Below are 14,492 nucleotides of genomic sequence, written 5' to 3'. Positions count from 1 at the left end.
GGCCAACGACGCCCTTGCGAATCGGATTCAATTCCCCATGAACAGGGCTTGGTCGGTGGCAAGCACCGACTGGGGTTGCCAGCTTCGCTGGGCAAACCAAAAACACGTCAGCGAGAACTGACGTGTGGATGTTGTTTCTGATTCGAAGCTTTGGTGAAGCTTAGCGGCTGGCTCGCAGTTGCCCGCGAGCACGACGCACGGCGGCGTCTTTGATCTGAGCCTGCTCCGGCGTGCTGCTGGGCATTTCCAAAGCATCAGCTAGCGACTTGGTCGCTTCGTCCGTGTCCAACATGTCCACGGCAATGGCACGTCCGGTCAGCACGTTCACCACGTCATCTTCGACTTGGGCGAAGCCGCCGTCGACGAAGTAACGTTCCGGTCCGCTGACCGTTTGCAGACGCAACACACCGTAGCCGAGGCGGCCGATCATCGGTGCACGACCGCGTTGGACACCCAACTCACCGTCGAACATCGGCAGAGCGACAAAGTCCGCTTCCCGATCCAATTCGGTTCGTTCAGGCGTGACGACGACACATCGAATGGACATCGTTTACTTGGACTCCATCTTTTTGGCTTGCTCTTCGGCTTGCTCGATCGCACCGACATACATGAACGCTTGCTCGGGCAAGTGGTCCCATTTGCCATCGCAGATCTCTTCGAAGCTGCGAATGGTGTCTTCCAGCGACGTGATCTCACCGGGCTTGCCGATGAAGACTTCTGCCACGAGGAAGGGCTGCGACAGGAATCGTTCGATGCGGCGAGCGCGGTGAACGATGGTCTTGTCTTCTTCGCTGAGTTCGTCGACACCGAGAATCGCAATGATGTCCTGCAATTCGCGGTAGCGTTGCAGAATCGTTTGGACACGGCGAGCGATGTTGTAGTGACGATCGCCAACGTACTGAGGGTCCAGAATCCGCGAGTTCGATGCCAGCGGGTCGATTGCGGGATAAATCCCTTTTTCCGAAATCGAACGTTCCAGATAAATAAACGCGTCCAACTGACCGAACGCCGTGGCCGGAGCGGGGTCAGTCGGGTCATCGGCAGGAACGTAAACGGCTTGCACCGAGGTGATAGCACCTTGCTTGGTCGAGGTGATGCGTTCTTGCAGAGCACCCATTTCGGTTGCCAGCGTGGGCTGATAACCCACAGCCGATGGCATCCGACCCAGAAGTGCGGACACTTCCGAACCCGCTTGCGAGAAGCGGAAGATATTGTCGACGAACAACAGCGTGTCGGCACCGGTTGTGTCGCGGAAGTATTCCGCCATGGTCAATGCCGACAACGCAACACGAAGACGTGATCCTGGTGGCTCGTTCATCTGACCGAACACCATGCAGGTTTGCTCGATCACGTTGCGACCGGTCGAACCGATCTCCGTTTCTTGCATTTCCAACCAGAGGTCGGTGCCCTCACGAGTCCGCTCACCCACACCCGCGAACACCGAGTAACCACCGTGGCTCGATGCGATCCGAGCGATCAACTCGGTCAGAATCACGGTCTTGCCCAGACCCGCACCACCGAACAGACCCGCTTTACCACCGCGAACAAACGGGGTCAGAAGGTCGACCACCTTGATCCCGGTTTCAAACAATTCGGTGTTGGTCGACAGTTCGTTGACCGGAGGGGCCTCGCGGTGGATCGGCCAGTGGTCATCGGCTTGAACGTCACCCCGTTTGTCGATGGGTTGTCCCAGCACGTTGAAGACGCGTCCCAAGGTGCCCTTGCCGACGGGAACCGAAACCGGGTTGCCGGTATCGATCACGTCCATGCCTCGCATCATGCCTTCGGTCGAACCCAACGCAATCGCACGAACGCGACCACCGCCGAGGTGCTGCTGCACTTCACCGGTCAAGTCGATCTTGACCCCTTTGTGCTCGCTTTGGATCGTCAAAGCGTTGTAGATCTTAGGCAGTTGGCCTTCAGGAAACTCGGCATCAAAGGTCGAACCAATGACTTGAGTGACGCGGCCGGTGGCGGTAGCAGTGGACATGGGAAAAAGCTCCTAGCGGTTAGCTACTAGCAATTAGCTTATGGATTGAATGGGGTGGTGTATTTGTTTGACGGTTTGTCGTTTGAATCGACGGCTCACGTAGCTATTCGCAAGTCGCTAGAAACTCTCAAGCAGCCAAAAGGCATCAGCCTTCCAGTGCTTCGACACCGCCGATGATTTCCATGATCTCGCCGGTGATCTGGCTTTGGCGAGCACGGTTGTACGTCATCGACAGTTGTTTGATCATGTCGCCGGCACTCTCGGTGGCTCCCTTCATCGCGATCATTCGAGCAACTTGCTCGCTGACAGCCGCGTCCAGGAAACACTTGAACAACTTCACCTTGAAGCTGGTCGGCACGACCTCTTCCAAAATGCTTTCCGCCGAAGGAAGGAATTCATATTCGGCGGATCCACCATCACCAGCACCCGCCGAAGCGTCTTCCGAATCGCCGCCAAGCGATCCCAACGGAAGCAACGTTTCCACGACGGCTTCTTGTTTCGATGTGCTGATGAATTTGGTGTAGACGACGTCGAGCCGGTCAATCTTGCCGGTGATGTACTCGGCCAAGTAATCTTCGGCGATCTTCTCGACTTCGTCGTAAGCGGGTTGATCCTCGAACTGCAGGAACTGCTGGTCCGTGTCGATACCGCGAAACTTCAATCCGTTGACGCCCCGTTTACCGCTGGCATCGACGGTGACGTTGGGAATGGACTCACGCAGCGATTTAATTCGCGGAACCGCGGTGCGAAGGATCGATGCGTTGTAACCACCGCACAAACCACGGTTGCTGGCGAGCACCAACACGCGTGATGACTGGATCTTTTCGCGTTGTTCCAGCAATGGGTGCTGCACGTCCAAACCAGCATCCGCCAATCGCGAAACGATTTTGGTGATCTGCTCGGTGTAAGCCGTGGCCGCTGCGGCGCGGTCCATCGCTTTCTTGTACCGAGCCGTCGCGATCAGCTCCATCGTCCGCGTGATTTTGCGGATGTTGCGAATCGACTTGCGTCGTTTGTCGAGTGCACGTGCGTTGGCCATGAATCAAATCCGCCTTTCAGGTTCAGGCTGCGGGAGTGGCGGGCTTGTAGACGGTCTTGAATTCCTTCACGGCCGCCACGATGCGTTCGACGATTTCGTCCGACAATTCCGGTTTCGAGGTCAGGTCGCTGATCAACGAGGAATGCTTGTCATTGATGTATTGCAGCATTTCCTTTTCGAATGTCTGCACTTCTTTGACGGCCACGTCATCGAGATAGCCATTGGTACCGGCGTAGATGCTGATCACCTGCTCGGCAACCGAAAGCGGTTGATACTGAGGCTGTTTCAGCAACTCGACCATGCGGTAACCACGATCCAATTCCGCTTGGGTCGCAGGGTCCAGGTCGGTACCGAGTTGAGCGAATGCTTCCAAAGCACGGAACGCCGCCAATTGCAAACGCAAACCGCCGGAAACCTTCTTCATCGCCTTGGTTTGAGCCGCACCACCCACGCGAGAAACACTGATCCCGGGGTTCATGGCGGGGCGAACGCCGGAGAAGAACAAGTCCGGCTGAACGTAGATCTGGCCGTCGGTGATCGAAATCACGTTGGTTGGAATGTAAGCCGAAACTTCGCCTTCCAACGTTTCGATAATTGGCAGGCTGGTGATCGAACCACCGCCGAGTTCGTCGGACAACTTCGACGAACGTTCGAGCAAACGGCTGTGACAGTAGAACACGTCACCGGGGTAAGCTTCGCGTCCAGGTGGACGACGCATCAACAACGACATCTGACGATACGCGGTGGCTTGCTTAGACAAGTCATCGTAAACGACCAGAGCGTGTCCGCCGTTGAACATGAAGTGTTCGGCCATCGCTGTACCGGCGTAAGGTGCCACGTACTGCAAAGGTGCAGGGGAACTCGCACCCGCCGAGATCACGGTGGTGTATTCCATGGCACCGTGACGCTCGAGCACGTCGACGACCGATGCAACCGCGGAGTCTTTCTGACCGATCGCGATGTAGAAGCATTTCACGCCCTGACCCTTTTGGTTCAGGATCGCGTCGATGGCGATGGCGGTCTTTCCCGTTTTGCGGTCACCAATGATCAACTCACGCTGACCACGCCCGATCGGCGTCATCGAGTCGATTGCTTTGATACCGGTTTGCAACGGTTCGGTCACAGGTTTGCGTTCCGCAACACCCGTCGCGATGATTTCCACGGGGCGGGTCACATCCGTTTGCACGGGACCTTTTCCGTCGAGTGGGTTGCCCAGTGGGTCCAGAACACGACCGATGACAGCGTCGCCGGCGGGAACCGACAACAGGGTGCCGAGAGCTTTGACTTCGTCGCCCTCTTCAATCGTCAGGTAGTCACCCAGAATGATGACCCCGACGCTGTTTTCTTCGAGGTTAAACGCCAGACCGATCGAGCCGTTGGGGAACTCGACCATTTCACCGGCCATGACACCGGAAAGGCCGTACACACGAGCGATCCCGTCACCAACTTCCAAGACCGTTCCGACTTCGCGGACGTCAATTTTGTTATCGAACTGTTCGATCTCGGCCTGCAAGACAGAGGCGATCTCGTCGCTATTGAATTTCACTGGACCGTACCGTGTTTTCCGATGGTGGTTTGTGCGTAAAGGTTGTGAGGTAGGGAGTTCGTCCGACGCGAATGATCACGCGGAGGAACTGAAGCGATCCGACTGTTCCATCAACTGGCGGGCGAAGCCAGCTGCGGCGGATTTGCCAAGTTTGTCCAGTCGGCTGGCCACCGACGAATCGAAGACCGTGTCGCCGACTCGAATGATCATTCCGCCGATCAAATCCGCGTCAACGGATTCGCGAAGACGGACCGATTTGCCCAAACGTTGTGACAGTTGTTCCGTCACTTCCCCGCGGAGCTGATCCGACATTGGAACCGCCGTGCGAACTTCCGCGACGACTCGTCCGGCAGCTTCGTCCGCCAAATCCACCGCCGCGTCACGAACGGCGGCCAAGTATCCCAGACGACCTCGACCCGCCATCACCTTCATCAATTTGATGAGAGCCGGATGGGAGTTTCCGCCGAACAAACGGTCGACCACTCGGCACTTTTCGTCCGCACTGATTTGTGGCGACTCAAAGGCCATCTGCAGTTTGGGATTGTGCTGCAAAGCTTCATCACAAACTGCGTTGAGGTCTTGAACAACCGCTTCGGTGGATCCATCCGCTTGGGTCGCAGCGAGCAACGCCCGAGCGTAGGTCTTGCCGAGCTTTTCGGCGCCAACGTCCAGGACGGTGGAATGCGAGGCGGTATCGGACACGTTCGGGGTCTCGTCGTTTGAGCGTCGAAGGAATTTCAAGGAAGGAAGTTTGACCACGTCAAAAACGTTAGTTTTGGCTTGGCAGCCGCTCCATCGATTGACGGATCAAATCAGCGTGATCATCGGCCGACAATTCGCGACCCACCACGCTGCGAGCGACCTGCATGGCCAATTTGGACGTTTGTCCGGCCATTTCTGCCATCGCAACTTTCTTGGCGTTTTCGATGTCCGACAAGGCTCGCTCGCGTTGGCCCGCGGCTTCTTCCTTGGCGGCGTCGATGATCTTTTGGCCGTTTGCTTCCGCGTCGCGGCGAGCTTCTGCCAACATCGTTTGAACTTGGCCGGCGGCCTCATCCAATTTCGATTGATAATCGCTCAGCATTTGCTTGGCTTCGGCACTGGCTTTTTCAGCCGATTCCAAATCTTCGCGAATTTTCTCTTCGCGTGCCTGCAAACCGCCCAAGACGGCTGGCCAAACAAATTTGGACAGGATCGCCAAGACGCAGAGGAAGATGATCATATTCCAGATGGCCGAACCGACGTCGAACGACAACAGCGGTGTGGCCGCATGGTCTTCATCACCATGGCCGTGATCGTCCGCGGCGGCTTCGCCGTGCCCATGATCATCACCTTCGTGATCGTGGTCGTCGCCTTCCGCGAGATCTTCGCTGTCCGCCGAGTCCGCTGTCGCGTCCACCACGGTCACATCCTCATCCGCAGCCATGACGTGCACCGGTGAAGACACCATGAGCACCAAAGTGGCAAGCAGAGTGAGCGAGCTAATTGCAAGCAAGCGTTTCATCGAATTTCGACCTAGCCGCGGCACAACAGAATGAACACCAATGCGATGACGGTTGCACCTTCGATCAGTGCAGCCGCGATGATCATCGCCGTTTGGATACGTCCACCAGCTTCAGGCTGACGCGACATCGCGTCGACAGCGCTGCCACCGATGCGACCGATGCCCAAAGCAGCACCGATGATGATCAATCCGATGCCGATCCCCAGACCCATGCGGCCGAAGTCGTAGGAAGCGAGTTCTTGGGCCAACATCATTGCCAGTTCTAACATCTTCAGATTGCTCCGTAAAAATTTTGAGCGAGTGAAAGGGGAAAGGTGTTTTTTGAGTGCGGAAGAATAGTCCAACCAAGTCGAACCGTCATGCCACCCTGCGGTAGTTTCGTCAGAAAGGAGTCGAAAAAGGTTTCGCTCCCGATCGCCTGACGCTGCGAATCAAAACAGTTTGCGGACTCAGGGCAACTTTCGCCTGCAATCAGCCCGAAATTCGCGTGACAAAATGCCACATGATTTTCAAGCCCCCGAGCACGTCCGCGTGGACGAGTCAGCGACCTCTCAAACGCCCGCTGGGTGACTGGCACCCACGGCTGGACTGATGCGGCCGGGATCAAAAATCTTGTCAGGGTCCATCTGATTGGCGTCGGTCATCGCATTCGGATCATCATCCAAATGCTCGTCATGCTCGTGCGTTGCCATCGATGCGATGAACAGCACGGTCAAGAACGTGAAGATGAACGCTTGCAAACAGCACACGAACAACTCCAACAACGTCAGTGAAGTGGCCACGAGCACAACGGGAACGCTGACCGTGTAGGCCATCCCATCGCCCGCGGCACGAGCCGCGAAGATCAGGCCGACAAACGCCGCCAGCACCAAGTGACCAGCCATCATGGTGCCAAACAAACGCATGGCAAGCACGAAGCATTTGACCAACAGACTGAGCCATTCCAGCACGTACAGCATCAACGCGATGGGCAACATCATGATGCCGCCATCCCAACCAATCGGGTTGAAGTGGTTGAAGAAGTCCTTCGCACTGGTTTCGCGGATCCCGATGAAGATGATCGCCACCAATGAGGTCAACGCCAGCATGCTGGTCAGCGACAGGTTCCCCGTCGCACTGCCGCCCCAATGGGAAAACGCTTGGTTCCCGGTGATCAACTGCAACATGTAGCCAAACGGGATGACACCCAAAATGTTGGCAAACAGGATGAAGAAAAACACCGTCCAAATGTAGTGAATGTATTTGTCGGTCAGCCCGTGCAGGTTCGGATAAGCGACCTCGTCCCGAATGAACGCGCAGATCGTTTCAAACAATTGCGACAAGCGGCCGCGAGTTTGATAACGCCCCAAGCCTTCCCCGTGGAAAATGCTGATTTTGCGAGAGCACAACACACCGGTGATGATCAACAACAACCCCACCACCGCGGACATCATCAGGTGGTTGGTGATGAAGAACTCGTAGTAGCCTTCACGAATTCCCAAGGCGGGAACACTCGTTCCCTCGCCGCCCACTGGAATCTTCAGTAGCGGCGATTCATGCAACGCGTGCGGGATCGCGTGGTCGGTCGGGTCGTGACCGGCTGCGGCTAGAAATGGCAACATGACAGTTGGTTTGGATCGGGATGATTTCAGGGAGCGTCGCGGCGAGCGAACCGCGCGATCACAATGACTTCGGCGGCGAGCAGAACAACATGCCAGAAAAGCAGCCACGCCGCGGACCAAGTCTCAGGAGCGTCCAAGTAATAACTACTGGCCAAAAACAACGCAACGGTCCCACTGATCCGAATTAGCATCCCGGCCAAAAAGCCCTTCGTCGCCAACCACCGATCGTCGCTCAATTGAATGGACAACAACCTTGGAAAGACGGAGGCCAATGCGATCAGCCAACTCGCAATTGCCAGCTTTCGCCACACCGGCCAAGGACTGACCAGCGACACAATGCCCCAGGTTGAATCTGAGAAAAATTGACTCTGCCCCCAACCGCTCAATGCGAAGACGAAACAAAGCAACAACCAGACACCCGTGATTGCGATCACCGTCGCCAACACAACGCTTCGCGATTCAGCGGGTGGCCGGGTGGTGTCGTAGTCTTTCAACGAGGTGGCTTTCGGGCGAATGAGTCGATGGCGATTGGATCAGAGAAACGGTTTTTCTAGCAGACGCCCATTCAGCCCGACATCCAACCGACCCGCCAATCCCTACTCATTCGAAATGCGGCCCATGATACCGGCAGGCTCAATCGGTCGATCGCAACCACGGGCAAATCGCGAACGAGATCGCATGCACCGCGCGCCGTCACTTTTGCAACTGATTCGCCATCACGATCAGGCGGTAAAACCCCAAGCTGAACCCGAGCAACACCCCAGCAATCGCGATATACGGCGTTTCGTTGCCCATCCACGGATCCAGCAAATAGTACCCGGCCGCCCCCAGGATGAGCGGAAAAGAAGCGAGTTCGAAACCGGCCGTGGCCAATCGAAGCATCGGCTGGGTTGAGGCACCGTTTGCGGAGCGTTTTTGAGGATCGATCACTTCGTTTCTCGGTGGAGTTTCTTTCGAACGAGCGATTCGGACACGGCCTTCGCCCCTCTAGTTAGCCAAATGCTCGTCAAAAACGCTCAATTGAGTAAGCTAACTTCCGAACCCAACGACCACTGGCGACCAGTGTTGACGCGCGGACACTCTGCCAAAATTGGACGGTCACAAGGTTTTTGTCACCAAAAGCCTCGTCTTTTCCCGTCTCATTGCGGCATTTCGTCATTCGCACACTAGAACAATGAGCATTCCGTTGCCATAATGGTTGGGCAGCAGATTCCCCCATTAAAGCCATCCATGTGGCATTTCCGCCACCTTCCGGAGCCGATTGGATGCCCTACGGCGTCAATCTGTTGCCTCAAATCAACCTTCCGCACCCAACTGCCCACCCTTTTGGCGGGTAACGTCGGTGTTCAACTGAGGAGCCCGCCTTGATTAGTACTGTTGATCTACCGTCGCAAACCCGTCGCGAATTGGCTGAAATCGCTAAGAACTACGGCATCACAGGCTGGCACTCGATGCGGAAGGATGACTTGATCAGTGAGATCAAGAAAGTCCAGCAACGTTTGCGCCGAAAAGCAGCCAGCGACGCGAAAAAGAGTCGTGCCGGCACCGGATCGGCAAAACCGAAATCCACTCGCAAGTCCGGCGAGACGCGGGTCTCGGCCAGTTCGAAAAAAACTCGCGAAACCAGCTCCAGCAAATCGACTTCGAAGTCGCCCGCTCGCAAAGCGTCCACGGCGTCCAAATCCAAAGCCATTGTTCGCAATCGTCCGGACGCTCCCCTGACAGATCTGACCGAACCCAAGGTTTCCGCAAAGACCGAACGCATTCGCGCTGAAATGCGTCGCCGCCGCGAATTGGTTCAAAAGCACAAGGACCTGTCCACCGGCACACTGGTCGCCGGTGCCGCCGTGACCGACGGTGCTCAGCGTCACCGTGCTGACAGCCCCCACAAAGACCGCATCGTTCTGGTCGTCCGCGACGCATACTGGCTGCAAGCCAGTTGGGAGATCACCCAAACCAGCGTGCAACGTGCCCAATCAGCGATGGCCGAAAAGTGGCACACGGCAACCCCAACCCTGCGATTGCTCGCGGTCGGCGATGTGACCAGCAACGCCGCGGAAACCGTCGCTCGTGACATCACGGTTCACGGTGGTGTCAGCAATTGGTACGTCGACGTGCAAGACCCGCCGTCACGTTACCGAGTCGCGATCGGATACTTGGCCGGCGACGGTGAATTCCACTGCCTTTGCCGTAGCAACGTGGTCGAAACTCCGGTTCCCGGCGATTGCCAACGACTGGACGAGCATTGGCAGGACATCGCGGAAGACTACGAACGCATCTACGCTCTCAGCGGTGGTTACGAGTCTCGCAGCAACGATCTTCGTGAAGTGTTCGAAGAACGATTGCAACGCAAAATGCCGCATCGCAATGATTCCGGCTCCACCACCGGCGACCCTTCGCTGCTTCGTCAAACCAAACTGCGTTTGGACGTCGAAGCGGAATTGATCGTCTTTGGCAAAGCCGACCCGACCGCTTCGGTCATGGTCGGCGGCCATCCGGTCAAACTCCAAAACGATGGTGCCTTCACCGTCCGAATGGAATTCCCTGACAAACGTCAAGTGTTGCCGGTCACCGCCGAAACTCGCGACGGTTTGCGTCAACGCACGACGGTCATCGCGGTTGAACGAAACACCAAAGTCATGGACACCGTCGAACTTCAAGAGAACAACTGAGAATGACGTTTCATCGCAACCAGTCGCGGCTCCTCGCCGCGACTTTTTTGTTGGCACTGACCGCGTTTGCCCCCACGTTAGCGCCGATGTCTGCGTCGGCGGATGAGCCTGCCAAGTCAGAGCCCAACGGATCGCTCAAGGTACTGCTGATCACCAGCGGTTGTTGCCACGATTACGACTTCCAGGCCAAGGCTCTTCAAATGGCCGCCACGAAGGCCGGCGTGGAAGCCCAATGGACGGTGGTCAACGATGGTGGCAAGGGAACCGAGGCGGAGATCGATTTTTACAACGATGAAGCATGGGCCAAACCTTTCGATGTCGTGATCCACAACGAGTGCTTCGCCGGAACCACCAACCCGGAATACATTCAGCGAATCACCAAGGCTCACCACGCGGGCACGCCTGCCGTCGTGATTCACTGTGCCATGCACACCTACCGCGATGCCAAGATTGACGATTGGCGTGAGTTCTTGGGGGTCACCAGCCGACGCCACGACCACCAAAGCCGCTACCCAATCAAGGTGGTCGCGGAAGACCATCCCGTGATGCGGGAATATCCCGCCGCTCATGTCTCCGCGATGGACGAGCTGTACATCATCGAAAAGGTTTGGCCCAACACGACGGTTTTGGCGACGTCCAAGAGCGAACGCGATGGCAAGGATTACCCGGTGATCTGGACGAACCAGTACGGACACGCTCGCGTCTACGGAACCACCTACGGCCACTCCAACGAAACGTTCCAAGACGAAGTCTTTCTGGCAAACGTCGTTCGCGGCATGCTCTGGGCGGCGGGTCGTTTGGAGTAGTCACCACAGAGCACGTCATCCCGCTTCAACAGTCTGTCGTTGCAAAGCGGGACAGATGCATCGACCAATCAGTGCTAAACTGGCAATCAAACTTTTCCAAGACACTGGTTTGATCTTCTCTGGTTGGTCGATTTGATGGCTCGCACTCTGATTCGAAACGCACAGGCGGTTCTGCCTGGCGATGGTGTCCGCAGCTCTTCTGGTTCAATGGAGCTGCGGCATGTGTTGATCGAGGACGGGAAAATCCTGGATGCGGATGCCTCCTCAACGGCCTCTTGCGATCACCTGATCGAAGCCGATGACTTGGTTCTCATGCCAGGCGTCATTGACGACCAAGTCCACTTTCGTGAGCCAGGCCTAACGCACAAGGAAGACTTAGCAACCGCGTCCCATGCCTGTGCCGCCGGTGGCGTGACAACCTTCTTGGAAATGCCCAACACCAAACCGCCCGCGATCACAGTCGAAGGTGTGCAAGCAAAAGAAGCTTTGGCGGCCGAGAAGTCGCTGGTCAATTACGGGTTCTACATTGGTGCCACTCCGGACAATGTGGACCAATTGAACGCGGCACAGAACGTTCCCGGCATCAAGATTTTCATCGGTAGCAGCACTGGCAATTTGCTGGTCGATGAACAAGCCGCCCTGGAACGCATCTTCGCCGAAACCACCCTGCCCATTTGCGCTCACTGCGAAGACGAAACGACCGTGCGTGCCAACGCCGAACGATTGGCGGGCACCACCGATATCCATGATCACACGCACATTCGTGATGAAGCCGCCGCGGTGATCTCCACCGCACGAGCAACCACACTCGCACGCACGCATCAACATCGTTTTCATGTCTTGCACGTGTCGACCGGTGCCGAACTTGTTTCTCTGGCTGAACCTTCGCCCTATTTGACCGCCGAGGTTTGCCCGCACCACTTGTTCTTCAACGTTGACGACTACGACCGATTGGGTTCACGCATTCAGATGAATCCGTCGATCAAAACCGCGAAGGACAACGCGATGCTTTGGCAAGCATTGCAAGACGATGTCATTCAAGTCATCGCCACTGACCACGCGCCACATACCTTGGAAGAGAAAGCACAGCCCTACCCGCAATCGCCATCGGGTTTGCCCGCGGTTGAGAACTCACTGGCGTTGATGCTGGATCAATGCAACCAAGGCAAAGTCACCCTGCCGCAGATCGCTCATTGGATGAGCGACGCGCCGGCGCGTGTTTGGGGCATCACCGGCAAAGGGCGGATCGCCAATGGTTATGACGCCGACTTGGTTTTGGTCCGGATGAATTCCGAACGCACCATTCGCGACGAAGACCAACACACGAAGAATCGCTGGAGCCCGTGGAACGGTGAAACGCTGCGAGGTTGGCCTGTGACAACCATCCTCGGCGGATCGATCGTGTGGTCCATCGACGGCGGCTTCCGCGAAAAAATCCGTGGTCAAAAACCCACCTTCGACCACGCCCGTGGTGGCTTCTGGAAAACTGCCGATGGCATCGGTCCAACCGATGCTTGATCGACAGACGGTCAATACCTTTCAGTCGTTTGTTCTGCTTTGCTGATTTGATCGATCAATGGCGGACTTCGATCATGCGTTTGCACACCTCACATTCATTCGCCCCTAGCCATCCAAGTCATGTCGCACGTTCACGTTTTGCAGCACCCTTTGGTTTCGCATCACCTTTGTCAATTGCGAGACAAGCGAACGCGGCCGCCTGAGTTCCGCGCGGCCGTTTCGCGATTGGCGATGTTAATTGGCGTTCGCGCGACGGACGACCTGCCGACTCGGTCGGTCAGCATTCCGACTCCGATCGCTGATGCACTGTGTCAGGAATTGGCGACGGACATCGGGATCGTCCCGGTGTTGCGAGCGGGTTTGGGAATGGTCGATCCGTTGCTGGACATGATTCCCGATGCCTCGGTGTGGCACTTGGGCTTGTATCGCAACGAACAGACCGCCGAACCGGTCGGCTACTACGACAAGCTTCCCAAGAAAGGTGCCCCGAACGTCGCTTTGATCTTGGACCCGATGTTAGCGACTGGCGGTTCCATTGACCTGGTGGTCCGAAGGCTGATGCGTTGGGGCGTCGATGAGATTCGTGTGCTCAGCATCATCGCCTCGCAAGCGGGACTGGATCGAGTCGCGAAGGATTTTCCGAACGTGAAGATTTTCGTCGGCGCCGTCGACCCCAAGCTCAACGACCAAGCCTTCATCGTCCCCGGTCTCGGCGACGCCGGCGACCGCATCTTCGACACACCGCAACACGATTGACATTCTGTCGCGCAAGTGTTCGAGCAGCGAATCCACGATTCAATGTGACGCAACGAATTCGTCCCAGGCCCAACGGGCCGGTTCTATTCTAGCCCAGGGCAACGCCCTGGGTTTTTAGAACGGCATGAACGTCGGAAGCCCGAAAGGGGGCGGCGTTAGCGCTAGTCAGTTACGGCCGCCCCGTTGGGGCTACGGCGTGTTCGTTCCGACGGATTCCCAGGGCGATGCCCTGGGTTTCGGAACGACGTGAACGTCGGAAGCCCCAAAGGGGGCGGCACGAGTCTGACATCAGTCCCAGACATAACGTTCATCGATCTCAAGTTCATGCCGTTTGCAGAAGTCTCGAAATTCGTCTTGAAATGAAAGTTGGCGATGATGCTTTTCTTGGTTGCCAACGTACTGGATGACTTTCGGGACGTTGGCTTGGCTGACAGAGAATGCACCGTAACCAGCTTGCCAAGCGAACTCCGTCGTTCCTTTTGGTTGCCGTTTGATCCATTTGCTGGTTTCCGTTTTCATGTGCTGAACCACGTCCTTGATAGCGAAACTTCGGTCGAGGGTGAGCAGTGCGTGAACATGATCTTCGACTCCACCGATCTTGATTGCTGGTGATTGAACGTTGTTACGTAGAACCGTCGCCATGTACGCGTAAAGTTCGGATCGCAAGGTCGCATCCTTCAGCCAAGGAATTCGCCCCTTGGTGGAAAAGACGATGTGCAGATAAACGCGAGCCAAAGACTGCGGCATGGTTCCACCTTGCGAATGGCACAATATCCGAGAGACACGACGCACCTGTCACGGAGACGCCACAGGCCAACGGGCCAGCTCTAGTCTAGGGTTTTCAGAACGGTGCGAACCTCGGTAGCCCCAAAGGGGCGGCGCTGACCAGATAGAGTCGCCCCGTTGGGGCTACCAGCCTGATCATTCGGACGGATTCCCAGGGCGTCGCCCTGGGCTGAAATAGGCGTGCCCCGTTGGGGCGAAAGAAGAGAGTGCACAATCACTCCGATGTCACCGTCAGGGAGACGCTACCGGCCCAACGGGCCAGCTCTAGGGTTCT

Annotated in this window: 15 protein-coding genes; 4 read left to right on the top strand and 11 right to left on the bottom strand. The window is 56.6% G+C overall.

What is annotated here, in order from left to right:
* Positions 1-160: 160 nt before the first annotated feature.
* From atpC to LOC70_RS03560, 10 genes are all read right to left on the bottom strand, one after another.
* The gene (gene atpC, locus LOC70_RS03610) at positions 161-547 is read right to left on the bottom strand and encodes an ATP synthase F1 subunit epsilon (protein WP_230251876.1); all 387 of its coding nucleotides are present in this window, start codon (positions 545-547) and stop codon (positions 161-163) included.
* A gap of 3 nt (positions 548-550) precedes the next feature.
* Positions 551-1,990 carry a F0F1 ATP synthase subunit beta gene (atpD, locus tag LOC70_RS03605; RefSeq protein ID WP_230251875.1) on the bottom strand — a complete coding sequence of 480 codons (1,440 nt, stop codon included), beginning with the start codon at positions 1,988-1,990 and terminating at the stop codon, positions 551-553.
* A 145-nt stretch (positions 1,991-2,135) separates the two neighbouring features.
* Positions 2,136-3,029: an ATP synthase F1 subunit gamma gene (gene atpG, locus LOC70_RS03600; protein ID WP_230251874.1), complete on the bottom strand. Its 894-nt coding sequence runs from the start codon at positions 3,027-3,029 to the stop codon at positions 2,136-2,138.
* Between the two features lie 22 nt (positions 3,030-3,051).
* Positions 3,052-4,575 (bottom strand): F0F1 ATP synthase subunit alpha, encoded by a 1,524-nt coding sequence (atpA, locus tag LOC70_RS03595; RefSeq protein WP_230251873.1) that lies wholly within the window; start codon positions 4,573-4,575, stop codon positions 3,052-3,054.
* Positions 4,576-4,650: 75 nt separating this feature from the next.
* Positions 4,651-5,334 carry an ATP synthase F1 subunit delta gene (atpH, locus tag LOC70_RS03590; RefSeq protein ID WP_390888980.1) on the bottom strand — a complete coding sequence of 228 codons (684 nt, stop codon included), beginning with the start codon at positions 5,332-5,334 and terminating at the stop codon, positions 4,651-4,653.
* Positions 5,335-5,344: 10 nt separating this feature from the next.
* Positions 5,345-6,079 carry a F0F1 ATP synthase subunit B gene (gene atpF, locus LOC70_RS24415; RefSeq protein WP_261368040.1) on the bottom strand — a complete coding sequence of 245 codons (735 nt, stop codon included), beginning with the start codon at positions 6,077-6,079 and terminating at the stop codon, positions 5,345-5,347.
* Positions 6,080-6,090: 11 nt separating this feature from the next.
* Positions 6,091-6,348, bottom strand: coding sequence for an ATP synthase F0 subunit C (atpE, locus tag LOC70_RS03575; RefSeq protein ID WP_230251869.1), 258 nt, complete (start codon positions 6,346-6,348; stop codon positions 6,091-6,093).
* A gap of 282 nt (positions 6,349-6,630) precedes the next feature.
* Entirely contained in the window at positions 6,631-7,680 is a 1,050-nt protein-coding gene (gene atpB / locus LOC70_RS03570; protein ID WP_230251868.1) for a F0F1 ATP synthase subunit A, read from the bottom strand.
* A 26-nt stretch (positions 7,681-7,706) separates the two neighbouring features.
* The gene (locus tag LOC70_RS03565) at positions 7,707-8,174 is read right to left on the bottom strand and encodes a hypothetical protein (protein ID WP_230251867.1); all 468 of its coding nucleotides are present in this window, start codon (positions 8,172-8,174) and stop codon (positions 7,707-7,709) included.
* Between the two features lie 199 nt (positions 8,175-8,373).
* A complete protein-coding gene (locus LOC70_RS03560; RefSeq protein WP_230251866.1) occupies positions 8,374-8,610 on the bottom strand; it encodes an AtpZ/AtpI family protein in 237 nt (78 codons plus the stop codon).
* Between the two features lie 434 nt (positions 8,611-9,044).
* On the opposite strand from LOC70_RS03560, the gene LOC70_RS03555 reads away from it, so the two are divergent.
* The 4 genes from LOC70_RS03555 (at position 9,045) to upp (ending at position 13,432) form a co-directional block, all read left to right on the top strand.
* Positions 9,045-10,352, top strand: coding sequence for a DUF4912 domain-containing protein (locus LOC70_RS03555; protein WP_230251865.1), 1,308 nt, complete (start codon positions 9,045-9,047; stop codon positions 10,350-10,352).
* 2 nt (positions 10,353-10,354) lie between these two features.
* A complete protein-coding gene (locus LOC70_RS03550) occupies positions 10,355-11,158 on the top strand; it encodes a ThuA domain-containing protein (RefSeq protein ID WP_230251864.1) in 804 nt (267 codons plus the stop codon).
* A gap of 135 nt (positions 11,159-11,293) precedes the next feature.
* Entirely contained in the window at positions 11,294-12,676 is a 1,383-nt protein-coding gene (locus LOC70_RS03545) for a dihydroorotase (RefSeq protein WP_230251863.1), read from the top strand.
* 120 nt (positions 12,677-12,796) lie between these two features.
* Complete coding sequence (upp, locus tag LOC70_RS03540; RefSeq protein WP_230251862.1) at positions 12,797-13,432, top strand: uracil phosphoribosyltransferase; 636 nt, start codon at positions 12,797-12,799, stop codon at positions 13,430-13,432.
* 288 nt (positions 13,433-13,720) lie between these two features.
* Here the strand turns inward: upp and LOC70_RS03535 are convergent, their stop codons facing one another.
* The gene (locus tag LOC70_RS03535; RefSeq protein WP_230251861.1) at positions 13,721-14,179 is read right to left on the bottom strand and encodes a transposase; all 459 of its coding nucleotides are present in this window, start codon (positions 14,177-14,179) and stop codon (positions 13,721-13,723) included.
* Positions 14,180-14,492: the final 313 nt, after the last annotated feature.

Origin of the sequence: Rhodopirellula halodulae, assembly GCF_020966775.1 — a bacterium.
GTDB classification, from domain to species: domain Bacteria; phylum Planctomycetota; class Planctomycetia; order Pirellulales; family Pirellulaceae; genus Rhodopirellula; species Rhodopirellula halodulae.
The sequence above is the reverse complement of the archived record's forward strand: the minus strand, read 5'-3'. Positions and strand labels throughout refer to the sequence as shown.